General features: G+C 72.5%; 14 protein-coding genes and 1 tRNA gene. 8 read left to right on the top strand and 7 right to left on the bottom strand.

The genetic code is table 11. From position 1 onward, the window contains the following. Nucleotides 1–459: 459 nt before the first annotated feature. Nucleotides 460–1,575 (bottom strand): hypothetical protein, encoded by a 1,116-nt coding sequence (locus BLW63_RS16415; RefSeq protein WP_139263603.1) that lies wholly within the window; start codon nt 1,573–1,575, stop codon nt 460–462. 307 nt (nt 1,576–1,882) lie between these two features. After that, nucleotides 1,883–2,443, bottom strand: coding sequence for a hypothetical protein (locus BLW63_RS16420; protein WP_091158536.1), 561 nt, complete (start codon nt 2,441–2,443; stop codon nt 1,883–1,885). 149 nt (nt 2,444–2,592) lie between these two features. Between BLW63_RS16420 and BLW63_RS26180 the strand changes: the two genes are divergently transcribed. The 4 genes from BLW63_RS26180 (at nt 2,593) to BLW63_RS16445 (ending at nt 13,298) form a co-directional block, all read left to right on the top strand. Beyond that, nucleotides 2,593–3,531, top strand: coding sequence for a hypothetical protein (locus BLW63_RS26180; RefSeq protein WP_139263605.1), 939 nt, complete (start codon nt 2,593–2,595; stop codon nt 3,529–3,531). A gap of 393 nt (nt 3,532–3,924) precedes the next feature. Next, nucleotides 3,925–8,061 carry a P-loop NTPase family protein gene (locus BLW63_RS16435; RefSeq protein ID WP_091158543.1) on the top strand — a complete coding sequence of 1,379 codons (4,137 nt, stop codon included), beginning with the start codon at nt 3,925–3,927 and terminating at the stop codon, nt 8,059–8,061. A 208-nt stretch (nt 8,062–8,269) separates the two neighbouring features. Next, entirely contained in the window at nt 8,270–10,060 is a 1,791-nt protein-coding gene (locus tag BLW63_RS16440) for an SIR2 family protein (protein ID WP_139263607.1), read from the top strand. 523 nt (nt 10,061–10,583) lie between these two features. After that, entirely contained in the window at nt 10,584–13,298 is a 2,715-nt protein-coding gene (locus BLW63_RS16445) for a DEAD/DEAH box helicase (protein ID WP_139263609.1), read from the top strand. Between the two features lie 84 nt (nt 13,299–13,382). Here the strand turns inward: BLW63_RS16445 and BLW63_RS16450 are convergent, their stop codons facing one another. Beyond that, a complete protein-coding gene (locus BLW63_RS16450) occupies nt 13,383–16,997 on the bottom strand; it encodes an NACHT domain-containing protein (protein WP_139263611.1) in 3,615 nt (1,204 codons plus the stop codon). 271 nt (nt 16,998–17,268) lie between these two features. Beyond that, nucleotides 17,269–20,085 (bottom strand): hypothetical protein, encoded by a 2,817-nt coding sequence (locus BLW63_RS16455; RefSeq protein ID WP_091158550.1) that lies wholly within the window; start codon nt 20,083–20,085, stop codon nt 17,269–17,271. Between the two features lie 84 nt (nt 20,086–20,169). Between BLW63_RS16455 and BLW63_RS16460 the strand changes: the two genes are divergently transcribed. Beyond that, nucleotides 20,170–21,117: a hypothetical protein gene (locus tag BLW63_RS16460; RefSeq protein WP_091158553.1), complete on the top strand. Its 948-nt coding sequence runs from the start codon at nt 20,170–20,172 to the stop codon at nt 21,115–21,117. Here BLW63_RS16460 and BLW63_RS16465 read toward each other — a convergent pair. Then, a tRNA-Leu gene (locus BLW63_RS16465) sits at nt 21,099–21,183 on the bottom strand. The two genes, BLW63_RS16460 and BLW63_RS16465, sit on opposite strands and share 19 nt — an antisense overlap. Before the next feature lie 86 nt (nt 21,184–21,269). Between BLW63_RS16465 and BLW63_RS16470 the strand changes: the two genes are divergently transcribed. Further along, complete coding sequence (locus BLW63_RS16470) at nt 21,270–22,598, top strand: M20/M25/M40 family metallo-hydrolase (protein WP_091158555.1); 1,329 nt, start codon at nt 21,270–21,272, stop codon at nt 22,596–22,598. Between the two features lie 139 nt (nt 22,599–22,737). Beyond that, nucleotides 22,738–23,541, top strand: a complete 804-nt coding sequence (locus BLW63_RS16475; RefSeq protein WP_091158558.1) for an SDR family oxidoreductase — start codon at nt 22,738–22,740, stop codon at nt 23,539–23,541. Nucleotides 23,542–23,545: 4 nt separating this feature from the next. On the opposite strand, the gene BLW63_RS16480 is transcribed toward BLW63_RS16475, so the two are convergent. Together BLW63_RS16480 and BLW63_RS16485 are read right to left on the bottom strand one after the other, a co-directional pair. Then, nucleotides 23,546–24,115, bottom strand: coding sequence for a class I SAM-dependent methyltransferase (locus BLW63_RS16480; RefSeq protein ID WP_091158560.1), 570 nt, complete (start codon nt 24,113–24,115; stop codon nt 23,546–23,548). 110 nt (nt 24,116–24,225) lie between these two features. Beyond that, nucleotides 24,226–24,468 (bottom strand): DUF5703 family protein, encoded by a 243-nt coding sequence (locus BLW63_RS16485; protein WP_091158563.1) that lies wholly within the window; start codon nt 24,466–24,468, stop codon nt 24,226–24,228. Nucleotides 24,469–24,588: 120 nt separating this feature from the next. Here BLW63_RS16485 and BLW63_RS16490 point away from each other — a divergent pair, with 120 nt between their 5' ends. Beyond that, nucleotides 24,589–24,855, top strand: a complete 267-nt coding sequence (locus tag BLW63_RS16490; RefSeq protein ID WP_091158565.1) for a hypothetical protein — start codon at nt 24,589–24,591, stop codon at nt 24,853–24,855. Nucleotides 24,856–24,869 lie beyond the last annotated feature (14 nt).

Consider the following 24,869-nt stretch of genomic DNA (forward strand, 5'->3'; position numbering starts at 1 on the left):
GCGTGTGGCGCGCTGCTCACGGCTCACGAGCGCGGCCATCCGCGCCTAGGAGAGGATGATCCGCGTGGGGTTCTTCGAAAGCTTGTTCAGCCGTGGCAGCTCATCACCTAGGCCCGGGTCGGGGCGCGAACCGTGCCCTGCGTGCGGGTCGCCGTTGAACGAAGACGTTGGTCTGGACGGGCGGGGTGAGGGGCGTTTCGAGTGCTCGAACCGCCAGTGCAACGAGGGCGTCTTCTACCGCGTAGACGATGGAACGATCGTCAGTACCTGGGAGATACGAAGCTCTGGCGGGGGGAGCTGCGAGAGCTGCCAGTCGTCCCTCAGCGGGGCGGTCATGACCGATGCCTGGGAAGACGGCGGCAACTCAGACGCCTACGTGACCTGTCCGCGGTGCGGCCACCACAACATCAAGTACGGGTACGGCGGAGACGACTAGGCGGCGCTAGCTCGCCGCACTGCTCAAGCCGGACCGCCTGAGTCCTCGTCGGCCAGCTCCGCATCCGCCATCCCGTCAAGCACCTCTGTACTGGCGTCGTTCGTGACCAAGCCCGGCAGCAGTGCGGTCACCCGTTCGATCTGCCGCGCGATGTGGTCGATGACCGCATCCTCCTCGGCACCCGGCAACAGATCGATGGCGACGTCGACGAACAGCCTGCGCCGGAACACCCGGCTGCGTTCGGCTTGGAGGGGAGCGAGGGCAGCGTGCACCACCGCCGGCGGCGGGCTGCCGTTGTAGCCCACCTGCAGCCACAACGGGGTCGCACGGTCCTCCGCCCAGCGGATCGCGGACATACGCAGCAGGCAGGAGACGTCGGAAAGGCCGAAGAAGCGGCCCCACCACTCGACGCCGGCGCGGGCGCCGCCGCGGCCGAAGCGCGTAGTGCCCGGCGTCGCCGTCCCGGAGGCGATCAGCCGGTCGACGGCCTTGTTGATCAGGCCGGTGTACTGGCGCAGCCGCACGGCGACCGATCCGCTGAGCTCCTCGGGTGCAAGCGGATGGAAAGCCTGACTGTCCATGCGATCACATAGCCCGCGCAGCTGGTCGAGGTTGGCGACCGCGGCGCGATCGCCGGCTGTCACGGCGGCCTCGGCGAGCACCGCCAACAGGGACCGCCAGCTGGTCATCGCCAGAACGTGCCCGTCCGCAGCGGTCACAGCGCGGAACTCACCGGCCGGTGCAGCGGGGTCGGTGAGTTTGGCCCGGCTGAGCACCTCGGTCCAGAGCAGCTCCAGCCGCATGGCCGGGACGACGAACAGGAGTAGCCCCGGCCGGTCGGCCGGCAGCCGCCGGAGGTAGCTGACCGGCTGGTTCGCGGTGAGGCCTGCGTGGAACTTCGCCTCCACCAGCAGCGGAGTGCTGCCGTCTTCGGCGACACCGGCCAGGTCGGGGATCGAGCCATCTTCCCCGGTCGACTGGACGTCGTAGTGAAGGCCGACGGGCAGTTCCGCGGCACGACGTAGGTGAAGCTCTAGCGCCCGGGCGGTCGCCGGCGAGCTGCTCAACACGTAGTGCAGAGCGTCGGTGGCCACGTTCTCCGGGTGCGCGGCCAGCCGGGTCACCAGGTAGCCGAACATGCCGGGAGCGTCGGGCGGCATCGTCACAGGAGTCTCCAGGAGCGGTCGTGCCGCTCTGCGGCGGCGAGAGTCGCAGCAGTCTGCCTGGGTCGGACGGTCGCCACCGGCACCCACGCCGAGGTCAGCGGGGGGCGACTGAGTCCGCGCTGCCACCCAGCCCACCGCGGCGGCGGTATGCCAATCGCTGTTCCCTGGTACCGGCCGGGTGTAGGTCGTGGCCGGGCAGTCGTGTACCGCAGCCTCGCCAAAGACGGCCAGCGCCCCCACCGGCTGGGCGGTGGGGGCGCTGCATCCCCAGGCGGTGTCGTCAGAACGTCGGGTGATTGCTGATCCGCTCCCCACAGAGCGTGACCTCGTCGGAGTAGTACGGGTGCAGGGTGTACTCCTCCTCGGTGCTGACCGGCTGGGAGACCGTCACGCCACCGCGGCTGGCGGAGACCGAGCCGCTGTCCACGCGCTCGAGCACGTAGTCCTCAACGACGGCGCGGTAGGTGCCGCATTCCTCCGGCAGTACTCCGCTGACGCTCACCCAGCCGTCCTGCCGCGAGATCCAACCGCCGGCGACGTCCTCCCATCCGTCGCCGAAGAAGCCGCCGACGTACCGCTCGATCTTGAAGTAGGTGTCACACCGGGCAGTGGGGCAGGAGTCGTCCATGAGGGCCCATGCCTCGACGGTTTGCCCACCCTCGGCGCTTACCGGAGCGTAGGGCCCTCCCTCGGGCTGGCTTGCCTGGGCCGCGGTGGTCCCTGTCGTGACGGCGAAGGCCGCCGGCAGGGCGACAGCACCCGCCAGCCACTTGGTCCGGCGGCGCCCCGGCATCCCGTGCGCACGGTGCTTGGGGGAGTGGGTCAGTGATCGGTCGCTCATGGGTGCGCTCCTGTCGTCAGGCTTGCTGTCCCTGCGACTGCAGCACGTCGTCGACCTTGCCTTCTACGCTAACCAGACGACATCAGACGGAATCAGACGGAACCGACAGGCCCACCGCGCAGACCAACCCGTGACCCCTGCGAGCCGACGTGACGCCACCACCGAGCGAGACGCCTGCGGACTTCAAACGCGCCCTTCAGGCGGCGGTTCACCGGCGCGGACTCAATCAGGCCGACATCAAGCGTCTGACCAAGCTGTCGAACGACACAGTCCACAAGGCCTTCAACGTCGCCTGGAAGCCGCTGCCCTCGAAGAGGACGGTGACCAAGATCGTTGCGGCGTTCGGCGGCGACCCGGCAGCGTGGCTGCGCCGCCTGGATGAGGTGGTCGCCGAGCCGCAGGTGCCCAACCCCGATAAGGCCGCGGAGGTGGCCGCATTCGCTCCTTCAGTGCCGCCACCGGATGTCGAGCGCCCGCCGCAGCGGAAGGCGCTCGACGTCGCCGGCGAAGCTCTCAGCGGCGCGGCAGCGCCGCGGCTGATCCACCCACATGCAGAACCGGCGCCGGATGTCGCACGCCCGTCGGTTGGAGAGCCGCTCATCGCTCCTGACCCGGTGACCGCCAGCGGCGAGATGCCTCCGCTGCGGCCCGACGCCTCGGCCTTGGGAGACCCGACTCCGGGCAGCGGCTCAACGACGGAGTCCCGCCGTCGACCCTGGGTCCTGCCTCTGGCCATCGGGGCCGGTCTAGGCGTCGTCGCTGCTGGTGCGGTCATCCTCGGCAACGGCCCCGACGACGACTTGTTCGAGCAGACGGTGATCTCGTCGAACGCCGCGAGGACTTTCGCCGACCCGCTCAACGGCACCGGGGAGGGCCCGAGCATCGACGCGAACACGACGGTGCTGGTGTCCTGCCGGATGTTCTCGGATGTCTTCGCCTCCGTTCCTGATGGTTGGTACTACCGGATCGAGTCGTCGCCGTGGAACAGCCGCTACTACGCGCCGGCCAACTCTTTTCTCAACGGCGACCCGCCGGACGACCGGTCCCAATGGGTGACCCCGACAGACCTCAACGTCCCGGTCTGCTGAGGGCTCAACGGCGGTGACCGCGAAGGCAGTCACGGCGATGGTTCAGCGCTGCGGGAGCCCGCGTCCACTGCGCATGCAGCTGCCCAAGTGATCCGGGCCGTGGCTCTGGTCGAGGCAAGCAGGCTCCCGACGCAGCGTCTCAGCGCGCGGCCCGCCTTGATGAGCCCGGGGGAGCAGGGCCGCGCTCCGTGGCTCTTGTCGAGTCCATGCAGGCGTTGAGTTGTCACCTCGTTGGCAAGGAGAAGGTGACGACTCAACCGCGGCCCCACAGCTCCATGTGTGTCTCGGGCGCAGACGACCGACTGGTGCGCGCGCCTCGGAGACGTACCGCTACCGTGTCGAGCTGCTCATTCGCCGACGGTGGCGTCACAGGCGGCTGGCAGACTTCCCACTGTGACCAATCCGCCGCTCACCGAGGCGTTTCCGTGGTCACGGTTCTGGTTGCCACGCGACGTCGGCGCCATCCTCGAGGACGATGCGTTCCTCGCCGACCCGCAGGGACCGCTGGGGCCCGTCGCCAACCCCGCGGCCCGTCCGCTCGACGCCGTAGACGCACGGCTGGCCGTGCTGCTCGGCGAGCCCGGAGCGGGCAAAAGCCGAACGGTCCAGGACTACGCCGCGACCACAACCGGGGTCGAGGTGATCGCGCTGCCTGACGCGGTGAGTGCGGAGGAGCTGCGGGAATCCGTCGATGCAGCCCTCACGTCTCATCCCGGGCCGCTGGTCATCGTGTTCGACGGCCTGGACGAAGCGATGATCCGCTTCGGCTCGAGCGCGAAGTGGTTGCCCGCCGCATTGCGCCGGCGCTCCGCGGAGGATCTGGAGCGGCTGCGGGTACGAGTCACCTGCCGACCTGCAGTCTGGCCGGAGACCCTCGCCGACGAGCTCGCGCGGCCGTGGCCGGGCGTGACCGCCGAGATCCTGTCGCTAGGCCCGCTGCGCCGGTCCGACGTTCTCCTAGCGGCAGCGCGCCTGGGGGTCGACGGCGACGAGTTTCTGTCGGAGCTGGTGAGGCACGATCTGTTGCCCTTCGCGGCGCGCCCGCTGACCTTGCGACCGTTGCTGGCGGACGTCGCCGAGGGCAACGTGCCTCACGGCAAGGTTGCGGTCTACCGCTCGCTCTGCGAGCGGCTCTCGCACGAGCTCAATCCCGGGGTGCACGATGCGGTGCTGGTCTCGCCGCCTGCCGGGCCATCGGCCCTGGACGTCGCGGGGCGGCTCGCCGCAATGTCCCTGTTCACCGGGCGCCCGGTGCTGTGGCGAGCCGCGGATCCTCGCGAGCGGGGCCCGCAGGAACTCGACGTCGACGATGCTCTGAGTCAGGCCGGCGGGATCGACCGGTCGGCGTTGCGTCGCGCTCTGAACACCGGCCTGTTCGACAGTGCGGGTCCGCACCGGTTCCGCTTCGCCCACCGGACCTACGGCGAGTTCCTCGCGGCCGCCCACGCCGACCAGCGGGGGGTCACCACCGACGATCTGCTCGGTCTCGTGCTCGACCAGGACGGTCGCCGGGTGCAGCCGCAGCTGGGTGAGGTCGCGGCGTGGCTCGCCGCGCTGCGGCCCGATGTCTTCGATGCCCTGACCGAACGCGACCCCGAGCTCCTGCTCACCAGTGACGTCGCCATCCGGGACGACGAGGACCGCGCCCGGCTGGCCGAAGCTCTGCTAGCCCGGCAGGACCAGGAGCCCGCCCCGCCGCTCGACCGGTCCATGCTGCGACGCCTGGCGTCGTCTGCCGTCGTACCGCGGCTCACCGCGGTCCTCACCGAACCAGGGCACACCTTCGCAGCGCGGTACGCCGCCCTCGACATCGCCACCGCCGTCCCGGGCATGGACTCCACCATCGTCGACCTCGCCGCAGACGCGAGCGCGGACGGTGCGCTGCGTGCGGTCGCCGCCCGGCGTCTGACCCGCCCGCTGACCGCCGCACAACTGGCACGGCTGCGGCTCGTGCTCGACGAACCCGGCCTAGACGACGACCTGCGCGGCACCCTCCTCGGGCTTCTGTGGCCCGCCGAACTAGGTATCGACGAGGTCCTCGCGGCTGCTTCGGCCACGCCGATCTCCGTCGGGGGAGCGTCAGTGAACTCCGCGTACACGCACTTCCTGACCCGCGCGCTGCCACACCGTGTGCCTGGTACGGATCTTCCCCGAGCCCTGGACTGGGCCAGCGGTCACGCCGCCACGTCGCAGACCCATGGGGACGCCGCTGATGCCCTCCTCGCGCGGGCGCTCACCGAGCTCACCGAGACCACCGTGGCGGCCGTCGCGCGCGTCTGGGCGGCCCGGCTCCGCGCCCACGGAGCGCATCGCCGGGATGTGGAGGCGGCCCTCGCCGGCGCAGCCGCCGACAGGGACAGGCGCCGGCTCCTGCTCCGCACGGCCATCGAGCAGGCTGCGGCGCGGGGCGGGTCGGCCAGAACCCATCTTCTTCTCGCCGTTCGCATCGGCCACCCCGAGGATTTCAGTTGGGCGATCGCCGAAGCCGGGAATCCGTCCCTAGGCCCGAGCGAGACGCAGGCTTGGGCGGACGTGGCCGACCGTCTGTTCCGTCCCCTCGAGCACCCGGACCACCTCGACGCCCTGTTCGCCGCCGCGGACGCCGACGTCGTCTCGTCGCGCTTCTCGACGGTGCTCGGCGGGATGCGGGTCGACGGCCCGGAGGCCACCCAGGCCCGCGAACTGTTCGCGGCGGAGCAGGACTGGGCCGCCGAGGAGGCCGGCTGGGAGCAGGCGGATCGACCCGATCGCGACGTCGTCCGCGGCGCACTCGCGCTGGATCGCGACGACGCATGGATGGCGCTGATGGCCGCCCTGGACCCCCACTTGTCGGGCGGCGCGGAGTTCGATGTCGAGGTGCTGACTGCGTGGCAGCAGCTCACGCCCGACCAGCAAGCCACCGCCACCGCGCTGGCCCGCCGGTGGCTGGAGCACAGCGACCCCACGCCGCCGTCATCCAGCGGCTCCTGGCCCGCCTCGGTCATCTACGAGCTGCGAGCCCTGTGGCTATTCGCCGAGGACACCACGGTCCACGACGAAATGACCGACGAGCAGTGGGCCGCGTGGTCGCACGTGCTGCTCGGAATCGCCGCGGCCGGCGAGAACGACAGCCAGCGCCGTGCGGCACTCCTGGCCGTCGCCTACGACCGAACGCCGGACCCAGTGTGCGCGGCCGTGCAGCACGCGCTGGACCGGGAGGCTGCCCGCCGCCAGGCAGAACGCACGAAGACCGCCGAACACGGGGAGCCCGACCCCTTGCAGCCGGTGACCGGCCTGCTCACGCACTTGCTGGTGGAGCATCTCTGGGACGAACGGCTGGGCGATGCGCTCCTGGCATGGCAGCGCGCGCGCACCGACGACCTCGGGCTCGTCGACGTCGTGCCCCGGCTGGTCCGCCACGGCCACCCGGAGGCCGTCTCCCTGGCGCGCGACGCGCTGAGCGACTCCGGCACGGACCTCACCGCCACCCGGCGTCGGATCGCCGGTGCCGTCGCTCTGCTGCGCTGCCCGGACGCGGCGGCGTACTGGCCCGCGATCTGGCAGCGCTGGCAGGCCGATCCGTCCCTCGGGGAGGCGGTCGTCGGGCTCCTGGAGCGATCGGCGGGGTGGGGCCTGCCGGCCGAGCTGGCTGGCCTCGACGAGAACGCCCTCGCAGAGCTGTACGGGTGGCTACACCCGCGGCGACGCCCAGCGCCGAAGTTCAGAATCGATCCCTACGGCTCCATGGCGGATGGCGTCCTGCGGCACCTGGTCGAGAGCGGCACGGCCGAGGCCGTCGCGGCCCTCTCCGGCTTCGGCAGCGTCGGGCCGGAGAAGCAGATCGCCACGCAGCTGGCCGAGGCGCGCGACAGCTACCGCAGGAAGTCCTGGCAGCCCCCTGCCCCGGCGGACATCCGGGCGGTGCTCGACGATCCGGGCCGACGCCTGGTCCGCAGCGAGCAGGACCTCGCGAACGCCGTGATGGCATCGCTGGTGCGAGCCCAGCAGCGCATCAGCGGCGAGACGCCAGCCGTCACGGACCTGTGGGACCACCCGCACGACCCACAACGCCGCGAACCCAAGCTGGAGAACGATCTCAGCGACTGGCTCAAGCGGCACCTGATGGAGGACCTGACCGAGGTGCTGGTCAACCGCGAGGTGCAGATCACGGCGGGCTTCAAAGACGTACGCAAGATGCGGGAAGTCGACCTGCACGTGACGGCGCTGGCGGCGGGCGGCGACACGGCGGCCCCGCCGCGACTACTGCGGGTGATCGTGGAGGACAAGGGCTGCTGGAACGCCCATGTGCTCACCGACATCGAGACCCAGCTCGCCGGCACCTACCTGCCGCAGGTGCAGGGCCACGCCGGGCTGTACGTGGTGTTCCGCTTCGACTGCATCACGTCGGGATCCCAGCGACGCTGCACCACGTGCCGTGATCTCACTCACGAGCAGCTGCTCAGCGACCTTCGGCAGCGCGCCGAACAGCTGAGCAGCGAGGATCGGAGCTTGCAGACGATGGTGCTAGACGCGCGGCTGACCCAGCCTTGATGCAGACGCGGCGCCCCCCGGCGCCCCGCGACGCTGCTTGAGGATCATGGGCGGGACACCGCGCGCAGCTGCCCGAGCGAACCCAGTCCTGCGAGCGGCGCGCACGGTATACAGCCGTAGGCCATCAGAGGCCGGTGGTGAAGTAGGGCACCGACCCGGTCTCGGGGGGTGTGCAGGTGTCCATCACGGAAAACGGGGGTCTTCACCGATGAACGCGCTCGACCCGCTGGTGATGCTCGCGGCCGGCATGCACGCCCAGCCGGGCGTCTACGCCCTGCTGCTCGGCTCGGGCGTCTCCACCGGGGCGGGCATGCCGACAGGCTGGGGCGTCGTCAGCGACCTCGTTCGCCGGGCCGCCGCGGCGGCCGCACCCGACGACCCAGACGCGGCGGCTCGCGCTGCCGCCGACCCCGAGGCCTGGTGGGCCGAGCACGGCGACGGGCAACCGCTGGGCTACTCGAACCTGCTGGCGGCCCTCGCGCCGACGCAGGCCGCACGCCGCGACCTGCTCGCCGGGTTCTTCGAGCCCAGCGAGGACGACGCCGAACAGGGGCTGAAGGTTCCCGGACGAGCTCACCGGGCCATCGCCGAAATGGTCAAGCGCGGCCTGGTCAGGGTCATCCTGACGACGAACTTCGACCGGCTCGTCGAGCGCGCCCTGGAGGACGCCGGTGTGCCTCCGCAGGTGGTGTCCCGGCCGGAGGCCGTCGCCGGTATGACGCCGCTGCCGCATGCCCGCACGACCGTCGTGAAGCTGCACGGCGACTACGCCGACCTGCAGTCCCGCAACACCGTCGAAGAGCTGAGCGAGTATCCGCGGGAGTGGCAGACGTTGTTGGCGCGAGTGGCCGACGAGTACGGCCTCGTCGTCAGCGGGTGGTCCGCGGACTGGGACGTCGCGCTGGTCCGCGCACTCGAGGAGGCCCCGTCACGGCGCTACCCGCTGTACTGGGACTCCCGCAGCAGCAAGGGGGAGGCGGCGCGGCGGCTCGTTGCTCAACACGGGGGCAAGGTGGTCGCCGCCGAGTCCGCCGACGACCTGTTTGGCCGCCTGACCGCCAGCGTCCACGCGCTCGACCGGCTCACCGACCCGCCGTTGACCACCGCGATGGCTGTGACCCGGCTCAAGCGCTATCTGCCGGACCCGGTGCGGCGGATCGACCTGTACGACCTGGTCATGGACCACGTGGGCCGGGTCGCCGAGCGGGCGGCGGCACAGGACCTCAGCATCCCGGGGCTGGGCCATCCGCGGATGCAGGAGATGGTCGAAGACCGGCGGACCGACACCGAACCGCTGATCCGGCTCCTGATCACCGGCGTTGCGCACGACCGGCGCGGTGAACACGCCGACCTCTGGGTGGCCGCGCTACAGCGGCTCATCCAGGCCCGCACTACGCCGACGACGGCGGTCATGAACCACCTGGATGCCGCCCGCCACTACCCGGCGCTCCTCGCGCTGCGGGCCATGGGTGTCATCGCCGTGCACACCGGCAACGACGCGCTGCTGCTGCGGCTGTTCACCGAACCGCAGTACCGGGACCGGTTGGGCAGCAACACCTCCGTGCCCGCGGTTCACGCACTGCACGAGTGGAAGGTCGTGCAGTCTGAGATCATCAACGGCTTCCCGCGGTGGGAGGGAAGGAGGTGGCTCTACCCGATGAGCCACCTCATTCGGGAGGACCTCCGTGAGCCGCTACGCGTCTGGTTCCCGGACGACGACGACTACCAGCGCATCTTCGACGCCTACGAGTACCGCTCGGCACTAGCCATCCAGGTCACCCGGAACGCGCCGGGCGCCGCCAAGGTGCCGGACGGGGAGTACGTGTACGAGGGGCGCTGGACGGACACCGGCCTGATGGCCGAGCGCGACTTCCTCGCGGCGCTCGACCGCGCCGACGACGACTGGCCCTGGTGGCCCCTGCTCGGCGACCGGGACGGCTACCAGCTGGTTCTCGACAACCTCCGCCAAGTACTGCTCCAGCTGCAGCGGTACGGCTGACCCGCGGGGACGGCGGTCGCGCTGGCGAGCCGACTGTGGGGCACCGACGCCCGGTCGCCTGGGCCGGCGGCGAGCGCACGTGACGCGGCAGCAGATCCCGGTGGGGCCGGCGCCCCAGCCGAGGCCTGAAGAGTGTCCCGTCTCCGGCCTAACCGGTCAGCCGGGGATCGGGGGCATGCCTGGCTGCGCTTCGGGGACGCGCCCCCGCGTCGGACGGTGGGTCGTCGACCTCACCGGCGGAGCCGCGGCACGTGGCCCGGCCGGGCACTTCGCCAGCCTCGCACGGCAGCGCGTCCGCCCGGGTTGCGCTGTCCACAGCCTGGGGCGCCTTGTGGTCTGCTTCCAGGGACGGGTCGGCGGTCGGCATTTGGGTGGGCGCGGGCCGCTGCCGACACCGGCCGGCAGCGGCGCTGATCGGCGCCCTGGCCGAGCTGAGATCCACCGGGGCTACCGGAACTCGCGGGCGCCGCTGACCCGGCGGTGCGAGGATGACGACGGTTCCGGAGCAAGGAGGAAGTCAACCGTGCCGCTCGACCTGAAGCGGATCAGCGCTGGTCAGGGCGACAAGCTGATCGACCCGCGGGACATCTTCAACGCCCTCCCCAACAAGCCGTGGCCTCGACTGCGCCTGGAGCAGGGCGAGGTGCTCAAGGCATGGTTCGACCGGCGGCCCGAGCGCGACTTGGTGATCAAGCAGAACACCGGCGGAGGCAAGACCGCAGTCGGTCTCCTCGCCGCACAGTCAAGCCTGAACGAGGGCGTCGGCCCCGCCGCGTACCTGGTGCCCGACACCTATCTGGTGCAGCAGGTGCTCGACGAGGCCGCCCGGCTCGGCCTGGCCACCACCACCGACCCCCGGAGCGCCGAGTACCGGTCCGGCGCCGCGATCCTGGTCGCGACGTTCCACAAGGTGGTCAACGGCCGCAGCAGCTTCGGGCTGGTCGGTCAGGCGCGGTCCATCCCGCTGAACACCGTCGTCGTCGACGACGCGCACGCGGCGCTCGCGGCCGCGACGCACCAGTTCACCGCGACCATCCCGGCCGGGCACGTGGCCTACACGCGGCTGCTCGCGCTGTTCCGGGACGACCTGACCGCCCAGAACTACCGGAACGCCATGGCGCTGCTTGAGGGCGACCGGTCTACGCCGATGCGGATCCCGTTCTGGGCCTGGTCGATGAGGCACCAGGAGGTCACCGACATCCTGCGGCAGTACGGCGACGACGACAGCCTGCTCTCGCTGTTCTTCCCCTGGCCCCTCATCGCCGACCACGTGCGTCTGGCCATGGCCACCATCTCGCACCGGAACATCGAGATCCGGACGCCGTGCCCGCCGATCGACATGATCCCCGCCTTCGCGCAGGCCCGGCGCAGGATCTACCTGACCGCCACCCTCGCCGACGACGGCATCCTCGTGACCGAGCTCGGTGCCGACCCCGCGTCGGTGCGCCGGCCCATCACCCCGGGCCGGGCGGCCGACCTCGGCGACCGGCTCATCCTCGCCCCGCTCGCGCTCAACCCGAGCTTGCACGAGGACGCCGTGCGCGAACTCGCGCGGTCCTTTGCGGACGGTGACCCTGACGGCGACGGACGCGCCGAGGCGGAGCCCGTCAACGTGGTGGTGCTCGTCCCCAGCGATCGCGCCGCCGGGGCCTGGTCCTCCTACGCCGACCACACCCTGCACGTGACCGACATGAAGCCGGTCATCGACAGGCTCGTCGCGGGCGAGCACGTCGGCGTCGTCGTCCTGGTGAACAAGTACGACGGCGTCGACCTGCCCAAGTCGGCGTGCGAGCTGCTCGTCATCGACGGCGTCCCCACCCCGCTGGACACCTATGAGCAGCGGGAGGCCGGCGCGCTCGCTGGCAGCAGGACCTACCGGGCGCGGACGGTCCAACGGCTGGAGCAGGGCATGGGGCGCGGCATCCGCGACGCCGAGGACCACTGCGCCGTCCTCCTGCTCGGCCACGACCTTGCGCTCTCACTCGTCGATCCGGCCGACCGCGACCTGTTCTCGCCGGCGACCCGGGCGCAGATCGACCTCAGCCAGGAGATCGCCGAGCAGATCACGGGCGAGGGTCTCGACGCGGTGCGCCAGGCGCTTCAGGTGTTTCTCGGCCGGGACGCCGAGTGGAAGGCGCTGAGCTCACGTGCCACGGCAAGCGTGGAGTACGACCGCGACGGGCACGTCTCGGCGGTAGCGGTCGCTCGCCGCAAGGCGTGGGACCTGGCGGCGGCCGGGGATCCCGCCGGCGCGTTCACCTTGTTGCGCAACGCGGTGGACGGCGTCGATGCAGTGGAACGGGGGTGGCGCCTCGAGGAGGTGGCGGCCTACCAGCACGAGATCTCGCCGGACGGGGCGCAGGCGACGCTGCGCGCCGCGCGGGGGATGAACCGCAGCGTCCTGATGCCCGCCGCGCCCCTGCAGCCCAAGGCGGTCAAGGGGCCCGCCGCGCAGGGCGAGATGGCCTCCGCCTTCCTCACCGAGCAGTTCGAGAACGCCACCGCGCTGCAGCTGTCCGTCGGCGCCACCCTGAACGACATCGCCTGGGACCCGGACCGGACCGAGGCGGCCGAGGAGGGGTTCCGTCGGCTCGGCGAGCTGCTCGGGTTCGTGTCCACCCGGCCGGAGAAGGAGTTCGGCACCGGCCCGGACAACCACTGGGCGATGTCGCCCACCACCCATGCCGTCATCGAGCTGAAGACCGGCGTCACCAGGCCCGACCCCGAACTGATCAAGGACGAGGTCAATCAGCTGTCCGGCTCGCTGAACTGGGACATCGAGCACAACCCGGATGCCACCGTGCGGGTGCCTGTGCTCGTCCATCCCGGTGTCCACGAGCACCGTGAGGCCTCCCCTCCGCCCAACACCCGCGTGATCACGCCGGAGGATCTGGACCGCTTGAAGGGGTCCGTCCGCGCCTTTGCGCAGGAGATCTCGTTGGAGCAGGGGTGGGCGCGCCCGGCGACGGTCACGGCCGCCCTGACCAAGCACAACCTCATCGGGAGCACGATCATCCAGCGGCACAGTCGGCCACCGGAGCCGCCGCTCCTCAAGGACTCGATACGGGAGCTGACGCCCGGGACCGAATCGGGTCAGCAGGCGTCCCAGCTCATCGAGGCCGCGAACTCGTCGGGCTCCTCCCGCCCCAGTGCGGTGCGCGGCCGAGCCGACCCCACCACGACCGCGTGGCCGCCGAGCGGCTCTCATCCGTCCTCGTCCGGTGGCGCCGACGGCTGATCGATGAAGCGATCGAAGCTGGTGTCTCAGATGCCACCGGCCCGGTCGGTGCGGCAGTCGTGGCCCGCAGTCTGCCGACGTCCGTCAGGCCCTCGCTGGCGTTGGGCGGCCCAGGTCGCAGTTCTGACAAGTCTCCGCCGTCACATCGTTGCGTTCACCGCACCACGTGCACGACCAGTACGTCGGCGGAGGTTGCCCGGGCTCGTGCAGGGAGGCGGCTCCGGCGGCGATCCGCACGGCGACGTCCTCATCGGCCAAGGCTCGCTCCCGCCCGTCCTCCGCCCACCCCTCCTCGCCGGCATCACGGAACAACCTTGCCGCCGCCCGCCGCAGAGCCGGATCCGGGTCATCGAGCAGCCGTGCCGCCGACGCGGCCGGATCCGGGCTGAGGACGCAGGACAGCATCGCCACCTGCACCCGGCGTCCCACCGACAGCTCTTGATCCAGGATGGCGGCCACCTGCTCGTTCAGCCTGGGCACGCCGGTGGCTTCCCAAAGCAGTCCGACGGCCGAATCGGCGATCCAGTCAGACTCCGCGCCTAGCAGGCTCACGGCGATGGCGAGCTCCTCCTCGTCGGCCCCTTGCAGGGTGGCGGCTCGCCGGTCAGCCGCGGGCCACACCCAAGCGAGGCTGAAGGGTACGGGTGGCCGGTCATCGCCGGCGGCCGCATCCTCCGAAATCGCAGCACGGGCCTCGGCGGCCAGCCCGGCAAGGTCGATGCCGGAGCCGAGAGCCATAAGGCGCAGCCACTGCTGCCGCTCTGGATCAGGATCCAGGCGTACGTCGCGGAGGTCCGACACGCTCACCTTGTCGACGCTGAGGGACACGAGGAGGCTGGTCAGCAGAGGCAGTCGCCATCGCTGGGCCGCGGTCAGCTCAACATCTTGGGCGGACAACGCGGCTACCGTGGTAAGCAGCTTCCGGGAGGCCTCCCGGAAGTCTTCGCCGATCTGGGCGAAGAACCTCCAGGTATCAGCGGCGACCCCCATCACGTCGATGTGGTGGCCGTGCACTTCCATCGCGGCAGCGATCTGGCCCGCGGTCCGGTACCACGCCCGTGGCGCGATGGTGGCGATCGGCTCGATCGCGTCTTCGCCCAACTCCGGTAGTCGCACCGCGGCGCGGGCGGTCCCCTCATCGAGTCCGGCGAGCAGCCCGGGGGAGGTGCCGAACACCATGTGATTGCGGGCCACCCGGCGAACCTCCTCCTTCGGCGGTAGCGGGACGGTGAGCATGCTGAGCACGTCCGTGCGCTCTCTGGGCGTGAGGGCGCGGCTGGCGGCATCGGCCGCCGCCAGCGCGGCGATCCCGCGGCCGACGCGGTGCTGATCCTCGGTCAGTGGAAGCCCGGCAAGCACTTCGAGGCGGCGGCGGTTCAGCGGTGAGGGCACGGGGAGCCGGGCGATCTCCAGAGCCCACGGCCACACCGGACCATCGCGTCGCAGGCGCTGCTCCGTCACCGCATCGCCGAGGCCACGGTCGGTCTGCCGGCCGCCGGACGAGGTCCCGGAAGGGGCAGGGGTGCCAGGCTCAGTTGCGGCGGCCCGTGCGGCTGCCGCGGTCAGGAGGTTCAGCAGTCGGCCGGCGCGATCGATGTCGCGCCCGGCGCGTCCGCGCATGCCAGTAGCGGCCAGCCGGCTCCGGACGTCGGCGTGGTCGCCGGGCCGGAGGAGTTCGTCGACGACCCGGCTGTCGAGCTGGGCGGCCAGCAGCAAGGCATTGTGCCGATCGGGATCGTCCACGGCCGCCGCCACCCACCTGCTGAGGTCCTCGGCAGGCAGGCGCTCCGAGTGCATCGCTGCGCCGATCTCGGCGAACACGCGGCTGCGCGCGACGACGCGGTTGTCGCGGCCGGCGACGAAGACACCGACGTGGTCGTCCCAGAAGCGCCGGATAGCCTCGGAAGCCTCGGCGGCCGGCCCGGCTGCTTGCCCCCACCGTGCGGTCAACATGGCGGCCACGGCCGCGTCGACGTCGGTGACCGTGGGCGCTGCTCGTTCGCTCAGCAGGTGACCGATCGCCGCGAACCCCTCCAGCAGCTGACCTTCGGTGGGGCCCGGACGGGCGCCGGGCAGCTGGGCGCGGTGCTGTTCCCAGCGACTGGCTGTCAGTTGCACCGCACGGTGCAGGACGGCTGCGGTGTCCTCGGGAGCCGGGGGATTGCTGCCGTCGGCGATGACCAGCGTGGTGAGGACCGCAAGCAGCGGTACGGAGCCCATGTCCTCGTGCGCGCGGGTGATCTCGCGGACTCGGTGCCCCCGATCGGTGACCCACGAAGTGCGGTCGGCGGCCGGCACGCGCACGTCGGCGATGTGGCGCAGCAGCTGCTCAAGCACGACCTCGAGGCCGGTCGGTGTCGTCAGAGCCACCTCGTCGAGGGCGAGGCGACCGGCGGCGGTCACGCCGCTGGGGCGGGTGGTGAGCACAACGCCGGTGTCGGCGGGGAGGGTGGCCACCGCCTGCGCGAGACCCTGGGCGATGACCGCGCGGCGGTCGAGGCATTCGTCGAGCCCGTCGAGCAGCAGCACCGCCTCACCTCGCAGCACGTGCTCGAGCAGCCCGTCGACCAGGGCGTGTCGATGCCGGGCCGGCACCGAGGCCGCGGCGGTCTCACACAAGCGGTCCACGGTCACGTCCGAGGCGGCGGTGCAGGTGGGAAGCAGGTCCCGCAGCCGGACTAGCACCGGCAGCGGTGCGATCGGCTGACCTGCCCAGCGGGCCGCGAGCTGCGTCATCGCGGCACTCTTTCCCGCGCCGGGCAGGCCGTTGATCATCAGCCGCGTGCGTCGGCGGGCGACGGTCAGCAGGGGCACCGAGTCCTTGTCCTTGCCTCTGCCCTTCACGGTGACCTGCAGCTGGTCGGCGAGATCATCGACGATGAGCGGCTCAACGTCGTCAGCAAGCATGGTGAGGTCCACCCGACCGGCATCAGCAGTCAGGATGCCCCGGTACTGCTCGACGGCAACGGCGCGTGCGCGCGCCGCAGCCGCGGCGGGACCGGCGAGGTCGGCGTACACCGTGACACCTCGGTCGACGAGCTCACGCACCCACTGATCGACGTCGCCGCTGTAGGCAGTACCGGCCTGGGTGTGGAATGCCCGCTCAAGGTGAGACAGAGCCGTGACCCCATCGCCGGCGGGCACCACCGGCCCCTCGAGCAGCGCGGAGGCGACATCGTGGTGCGGATCGCCGGGCTCGACGGCGTCGATAACCAGAATGACGGCAGCGTCGAGGATTCGGTCCCGCTTACACGGCGTCAGCTGCTGGCTCAGTTCCCGCAGGGCCGCCTCCTCCAGGACCGAAGGGACGCTGGTAGGGGCCTTGCGCCGCCGGCGGAGCGCGGCCCCGAGGTGGCGGACGATGCTCTTGGGCTCGGCCGTCGCGAGCACCAGCCGGTCGCCGGGCTGTAGATGGTCGACCTGCTGCTCCCACTGAGCGATGGTGTCGCGGAGCTCGGCGTCGTTGCCGCAGGTGCGCTTGGCGGAGATGAACAGCCGGGTCTGGTCGGACAGGGTGCACAGCAGGTCATCGGTGGCGTGGGCGGTCTCGAACTGCAGAGCCACCGGCGTGGGCGCGCCGGGCCCGGGATCGGCGCCGGCGACAGGCCTTCCGGCCAGGCCGTGAGCGGCGAGGTAGACCGCTACGCCGCGGCGGTGCACGCTGCCGGCCTCGTTGGCCTGGCCCGACCGGCTGTGCATGCCCGCTGTGCCGTCCCCTCCGCCGGGGGCCCGCGCCCGCCGGCCCACCACATTAGGACTCCGCCGACCGCACTCCGGCGGCAGCGTGAGCCCATGCCGCGTCCCCGGCTCCGGCGAGCCGGCCGGATGGGCCGAGCTCGACGGCCCGGCGCCCGACACCTGGTCCCCGCGCGCGGCCGCCCGACGTAGGGGCAGCGGCCGGTGCCGGGGCCCCGGCGCGAGCGACCCGAGGGCGACGCCGCCGGTCTGTCCCACGGCCTTCCGCCGCCGCTCAGGGGGCGACCGGGTCGACCGGGTCGATGAACCGGTCGTAGGACGGGTCCCACAACACTCCGGCCCGGTCGGTGCGGCAGTCCAGGCACAGCGAGCCGGTCACCTCCCGCAGCAGCGTCACCGCGCGCCGGAGGCCACCGCATTGCTGGCAGGGCTGCAGGGTCGCCAGCCGGTCGGTGACCCGCGTCCACTCACCGGCGAGCCGGTGGATGCCGGGGGCACCGTCCGCTCGTGGTCGGAGCACGGCGGGCAGCTGCCGGTAGGCCACCACCCCGTGGCTGCCCGCCGCGGCGGCGTAGACGGCGGCTACGGCGGGGGAGGCGTTGCGGATCCAGCGGGCCTGCCGGCCGGGCACGGTGTAGGTGTCGTGGATCGCGCGCAGCAGCGCGACCGGTTCACCCAGCGCGCGGGCCAGCGCCGGCAGGTCGGCCCGGTCGACGGGCGGGTCGGCGTACCGGACGATCTGCTCGGGATGCTCCGGCACGGCGATGACCGTCCGGCGCGGATGGACCACGGTCATCCCCAGGCGCAGCAGCCGGGCGTCGCGGGCGTAGGCGAACTGGAAGGCGCCGGTGCAGCCCAGCGCGGTCCGCACCGCCGGCAGCCAGTCCAGCCAGTCGGTGCCCAGACTGCGCGGCAGCCCGACGCCGGCGTAGAGCCCGTCGATCGCGGCGGCGAGGCGACCGGGGGTGCGCCGGACGGCTCCGCCGGTCCAGCGGTGGCGGCTGACCGCACGCCAGGTCTGCGTGTCGTCGTTGACCAGGACGGTCAGCCCGGCGGTGAGGTCGTAGGCCGGCCGCCGGCCGGTCGAGGACCGCTTGGCCGTGGTGACCACGAGTTCCTCGGTGAGGTCACGCAGCAGCAGCCGGTGTCCGCCGTCGTCGTAGGCCTTGGGCAGGGCGGCGGCCAGTGACACCAGCCGCGACAGCGGAGCACCGGCCAGCGGGCCGGCGCCGCGGTGCAGGCGCCGCTGCGTCTTGGCGTCGGCCAGCTCCTCGCGCAGCTGGAGGAGAGTCTTCCTCGTCGACTCGTACCGGTCCCACAGGAAACCGGTGTCCCGGTCGCCGCGTCGGGTGACCGGGTCGAGCTCGTTCTCCCGCAGGCGCTGATCGCCTTCGAGCTTTTCGATCTCTGCGCTGAGCACCCGGATGCGGGTCTCCCACGGATCGGCGGCGGTGGGCGTCTCGGCCAGCCGCAGGCTCAGCGGCAGCGCCAGCTCGGCCAGGGCCTCGGCGTACCACTGCCCGAGCACGCCCGCCGGGACCGGCGGAACGGCTCTCGCGCGTGGGCTGGACACCGGCCGCCGGGGGTCCTCGGCCCGACGGAAGTAGTACACGAGCTCGCCGTCGGGCCGGGTGCGCGGATGCAGGACCGCCGCCTGGCCGTCGACGGAGGCCGGCAGTCCGGCGAACAGGTGCTTGCGCTTGGGGCCGGTGTGCCGGCGGGCCTCGGCGGTGCGGATCCGCCGGGCCTGGGACGCGCTGATCCACGGGCGACCGTCCAGCGGCAGGACCCCGGAGATCCGGACCGGGTCGCCGCCGTCGGGCAGGTTCACCACCAGCTCGCCGGTCTCGTAGAACGTCAGGTTGAGCAGGAAGGCCCGCAGCGCGTCGCGGCCCTTGTTGCGCCCGGCGTGCCCGGCGCGCAGCGGCAGCACGGGTGACCAGCCGGCCTGCCAGACGCCGGGGTCGTGCTGGTGCGCGACGGAGAGGTCGGGATCGCCGTCGCCATCGGGGCGTGGATCGGCGTCGACGGAGCGGAGCCGGTGACCCTCGCGGTGCTGGACCATGCCAGGCGGCGCCCACCCGTGCTGGGCCAGGTGGACCGCGCACTCGCTGGGTCCCCATCCGTCGGTGTACAAGTGCTTGCCGATCCAGCGGACCAGCGCGACCTGGTCGGCGATCTCGCCGCTCGCGGTCCGGGCCGGCGGGCGGCCGCCGGCGATGAGCTCCTCCGGCGGGCGGGCCGCGGGGCAGTCCAGCACCAGCGCCATCCGCGGGAGCGAGTTGTCGTAGGACCGCAGCCGCATCTTGGTCAGCCCTGGCGGGGCGACGCGGTTGGTGCCGAACCACCACACCCCGGGCAGCTTCTCGTGCTTGCCGCCGGTGCGGGCCCGCATGCCGACGCGGTTGCCCTGGACGATGTCGTTGGCATGGTGCTTGGCCGCGATGCCCTGGATGGTGACGTTCATCTCCATGCCCAGGTCCAGCACCCCGAGCCGGGTCTTGTCATCGCCCAGGAACGGCCCGTGCTCGCGGTGGGCAGCCAGCATCTGCATCACCTCCACCAACGGTCCCAGGTAGCCCCGGCCCAGCCGGGTGAGCGAGCGGGCGAACACCACCGAGGGCCGGTAATGGTGGGTCAGCCGCGCCACCCGGTGCAGGGCCGGCTGGTCGAAGTCGACCGACACCTTCGTCCCGGTGCCCGTGGTGAGCAGGACCAGGACGCCGAGGGCGCGGCTGCCGTACAGCGACCAGCGGTGGATAATCTCGCTGCCGTCCAGTGCCTCGGCCCGCTCCACGGTGGCGGCGGTCCGGTGGTGGGCCCGCAGCTCGGCGGCGGTGGGCAGCAGGTGCCGGATGTCGACGCCCTCGGTCTGGGCCAGCGCGACCGCGCCGTTGAGCACGCTGTGCACGGCCAGGTCGGTGGCCTGGTCGCCGCCTTGGGCGCTGGCCCGGCCGACCGCCAGGATCAGCGGGTCCACGGCGATCGCCTGCCGGACGTCCGGCCGGCACGCGGCGGCGAGCAGGATCCGGGCCGGTCGTAGCGCCGCGGGGCTCCCGGCAGGCTCCAGGTCAGCCAGTCCGTCGGTCATGACGCACCTCCACTACTACGCTGACAGCGTAGTGCGGTCGGCTCGGCGGGCACCGTGTCCCGACGGCACGGGAAGGGGTCAGACGTGGACGAGGACGGGACGGCCGAACCTGAGCCCGCTGGGCCGTGGGTCGCCGTCTCCCGAGCCGCGGTGCCCGACGCCGGCTGGGAACGCGAGGTCGCCGGCGTCCGCGTCAGTGGGGGAGCGGCACTGTCGCCGGAGCCGGCCACAGCGCGTCGCTCGACCGGCACCAGCGCCGGGGCGTCCGCGGTCGCAGAGCTGTCCGCCTGGATCAGGGCCGGGGACCCGGCGGTGCTGCGGCTGGTCGCGGTCGACGAGCTGGCCGTCGGGGTGCTGGTGGGTGCGCTGGAGGTCCTGCCGGTGTCGGTCCGCGTGGTTGTCGTCGACGGGACGCGGTTCGCCGTCGACGATCCGACCGGACGGGCCTGCTGGCGGCTGGTGCTGGCGGGTCTGGCCGCGCACGTGCAATCCCGGATGAGTGCCAGGGCTCCGGACGGGAGCTCCCCGGCCCGCGCCGAGGCGAACACGTCGGCGACCTCGATCGCCACGCCGGCCGGGTCGGCGGGGAGCCAGGTCAGGTGGCCCGGGCACCGGCAGCTCTCCGACCGCGACCTGGAGGAAGGGCGCCGGGACCGCGCAGCGGGCATGGCGTCAGCGGCCATCGTCGCCACCGCCCCTGGCCTCGGCTCCGCTGGCGCCGGCGATCCCGGTGCCGGTGCGCCCGCCACCGGTGTCCCCGGTACCGCGGCCCTGGGCGCCGGTGACGGCGGCCATCAGGGCGGCCAGCACCCGGACCAGATCGCTCAGGAGGGCGACGTCGAGCGGGATGCCGCTGGTGCCGCCCGCGGCGCCGCAGTGCGGGCAGACGTGGCCGGAGTCGATGAGGGCATTCGCCCGGGGATCGGGGGGCGTTTGCCCGCCGTCGGCGCCGCCGACGGGGGTCGAAGTGCCGTCGCGGTACCGGTGTCGCCGGGCAAAGGCCCCGGCAAGGGTGTCCGAGGGGGGACTTGAACCCCCACGCCCGATAAAGGGCACTAGCACCTCAAGCTAGCGCGTCTGCCATTCCGCCACCCGGACAGGTGAGCCGCTCTCGCGAGCGCCGGGAGCCAGCATAACCGAGCCTCGGCCGGGGTCTGCAGACCCCCGGTGGCACGATCGTCGGCATGTCCGAGCCCACTCCCGCCCTCCTCGCCCGAGCCCAAGACGAGGTCGCGGAGCTGCTGTCCGACCTCATCCGCATCGACACCACCAACACCGGGGACACCGCGAGCGGCAAGGGCGAGCGGGCGGCGGCCGAGTGGGTGGCCGGCAAGCTCGACGAGGTCGGGATCAGCAGCGTCGTCCACGAGTCCGAGCGGGGGAGAGCGAGCCTGGTCGCCCGCATCGAGGGCAGGGACCGGTCGAGGCCCGCCCTGCTCGTCCACGGCCACCTGGACGTCGTTCCCGCCGACCCGGCCGAGTGGAGCGTGCACCCGTTCTCGGGCGAGGAGCGCGACGGCTACGTCTGGGGCCGCGGTGCGGTCGACATGAAGGACATGGACGCGATGACCCTCGCGCTCGTCCGCGACTGGGCGCGCACCGGCGTGCAGCCGCCGCGGGACGTCGTCCTGGCCTTCGTCGCCGACGAGGAGGCCGGCGGGAAGCTCGGCGCCCGCTACCTCGTCGAGGAGCACCCCGACCTGTTCGAGGGCTGCACGGAGGCGATCAGCGAGGTCGGCGGCTTCTCCATCACCGTCCGCGACGACCTGCGCCTCTACCTCGTCCAGACCGCCGAGAAGGGCCTGGCCTGGATGCGGCTGACCGCCGGCGGCAAGCCCGGGCACGGCTCCTTCGTGCACGACGACAACGCCGTCACCCGGCTCTGTCAGGCCGTCGCCCGCCTCGGCTCGGCCCGGCTGCCCACCACGCTCACCCCGCCGATGCGCGCGTTCCTCGCCGCCGTCGAGGACGCCTACGGCATCGAGATCGACCCCGACGAGCCCGAGCAGGCCCTGGCCCGGCTGGGCAGCATCAGCCGGATGATCGGCGCGGCCCTGCGCAACACGGTCAACCCGACCATGCTCGAGGCCGGCTACAAGGCCAACGTCATCCCCGGCACCGCCGGCGCGACCGTCGACGGCCGCTTCCTCTTCGGGCAGGAGGAGGAGTTCGAGCGGCAGCTGGCGGGCCTGATCGGCGAGGGCGTGCAACGCGAGTGGCTGGTGCACGACCAGGCCGTGGAGACGACGTTCGACGGCCCGCTGGTCGACGCGATGGTCGCCGCGCTCAAGGCCGAGGACGACGGCGCCCGGCCGGTGCCGTTCACCATGAGCGGCGGCACCGACGCCAAGAGCTTCGAGCGGCTGGGCATGCGCTGCTTCGGTTTCTCCCCGCTGCGGCTGCCGCCGGACCTGGACTTCGCCTCGCTGTTCCACGGCATCGACGAGCGGGTGCCGGTCGAGTCGCTGCGCTTCGGCGTCCGGGTGCTCGACCGGTTCCTGCGCGCCTGCTGAGCGCCTCCCCCCGACGATCACGATGCTGCGGTGGCGACGCTCCGAGGGGCGGCGGCGTGTCGCCACCGCGGGTCCATGATCGTCCGGGGGGCCGGGACGGGGCCTCGAAGGACCCGCACCCGCGTGGTGTGATGCCACAGTGACCGCTCCCACACCCCGTCCCGGTTCCGTCGCACTCGTCACCGGGGGGACCGGCGGCTTCGGCCGGGCCCTCGCCGCGAAGCTGGGGGAGCGCGGGGTGACCGTCGTCCTCGCCGACCTCGACAGCGAGCGGGCGCGGGCCACGGCCGCCGACCTGGGCGCGGAGTTCGAGGTCCTCGACGTCACCGACCGGGCGGCCAACGTCGCCGTCGTCGAGCGCATCGAGGCCCGGCACGGCCGGCTCGACGCCGCCTACCTCAACGCCGGCATTTCCGCGGCGGAGTCCGACGACGAGGTCGACCTCGACGAGTTCCTGCACGTGGTGGACGTCGACCTGTTCGGCGTGGTCTACGGCACCCTCGCCGCCCGCCCGGCCATCAGGCGGGCCGGCGGCGGCGCGCTCGTCGTCACGGCGTCCCTGGCCGGGCTCTCGCCGATGGCCACCGACCCCGGCTACAGCGTCGCCAAGGCCGGCGCCGTCGCCTTCGTCCGCTCGATGGCCCCCCGGCTGGCCCGAGAGGGGACGACGATCAGCGCGATCTGCCCCGGCTTCGCCGACACCGCGATCATCGACCCGATCCGCGACCAGTTCACCCAGGCCGGCTTCCCGGTGCTCTCCGCCGGGGAGGTGGCCGACGCGATGGTCCTGGCCTGGACGTCGGGCGAGCCGGGCGCGGCCTACGTCGTCCAGCCGGGCGTCGGCACCGTGCCCTACCGCTTCAAGGGCGTGCCCAGCGCGAAGACGACGAGCGGCGAGACCGCCGTCGTCCCGGAGGCGCTGCGCCCGCCGTCGATGCGCTGAAGCTCTAGGACGTGCCGGCGCGGCAGGCGTACAGGAACGCCGGCGGCACGTTCCACGGCGTGATCTTCTGCTGCACCGACGGGAAGCGGCGGCGCAGCTCGCGCCGGATCAGCGGCGAGTACTGGATCACCAGGAGCACCCCCTGGGGGGCCAGCGCGACCGGGAGTAGGTCCAGCACCCGGCGACGCAGCCCGGCATCGAAGGACGTGTAGGGCAGCGCGGAGACCAGCACGTCGGCCCGCTTGCCGCCCAGGTGCGCGTCCAGGTTCTCCGCCGAGTCGCACACCACCTGCAGCCGGGGGTCGTCGTAGCGCTCGTCGAGCAGCTTGGCCAGGTCCGGGTCGATCTCCAGCGACACCAGCCGCGCGTTCGGTCCCAGCCGGGCGAGGATCTCGCCGGTCTGCACCCCGGTGCCCGCGCCGAGCTCCACGACCAGGTCGGCGCGGGGGACGTCGGCCAGGTCCAGCATGTCCCGGACCGCCCACCGCGAGGTCGGGAGGATGGCGCCCACCTGGCGCGGGTTCGCGACGAAGGCGCGCAGGAAGCGGAACCGATCGGTCAGGGTCTCTCGCATGCCGTCCTCCCCGGCCGCCCGGGGCCGGCGGCGGTCCTCCGAACCCTGACACGCCCACGGCCGGTCAGCGACCGCAGGGGGCAGCGCACCGGCGGAGGCCGGTCGGCGCTTCAGATGTGCGGCTTGGGCAGGTAGGACAGCCTGGCCCGGCGGCGCAGGATCACCTTGCACGTGCCGTCGGCGTGCAGCTGCAGCCGGGCCAGTTCCCAGCCGCCGGTGTCCGCCTGCAGACTCAGCATGGTCGCCGCTGCGGACCGGGACGTACCCGGCGGGATCCGCAGCGGCGCGAACTCGTAATCCCCGGCGACCGCCTCCACCCGGCCGATTGTGCCCTCCGGACGCCCGCCGGTCACGTGACCGTCACCTCCCCGACCGCGCCGCGCCACCCGCCGGCCGTCGTCCCCGGTCCTGTCCGGCGGAGCCGCGGGCGGCAGGATGGGGCCCACCCACCCCCGCGACGCACGGAGGACGACGTGACCGCACCCGGCAACGACGTGCCCGACGCCGACCGCGCCGAGCAGGAGGCCCCGCTCGACGCGCCGGCCGTCGCCCTCGCCGGCGAGGCGACCCCGCCAGGAGCGGACGTGCCCGAAGCCGACGCCCTGGAGCAGCAGCTCGCCGCCCGCCCGGGGGAGGCCGGCAGCCCGCAGCGCGCGGTCGGCGACCGGGAGGCCGACGTCGCCGACGTCCTCGAGCAGCAGGCCGACGTCCCCGTCGACGACGACGACGCCCCGCTGTAGCCCCCGCGGGCAGG

The sequence above is a fragment of the Geodermatophilus africanus genome (assembly GCF_900107105.1).
Classification (GTDB): Bacteria; Actinomycetota; Actinomycetes; order Mycobacteriales; family Geodermatophilaceae; genus Geodermatophilus; species Geodermatophilus africanus.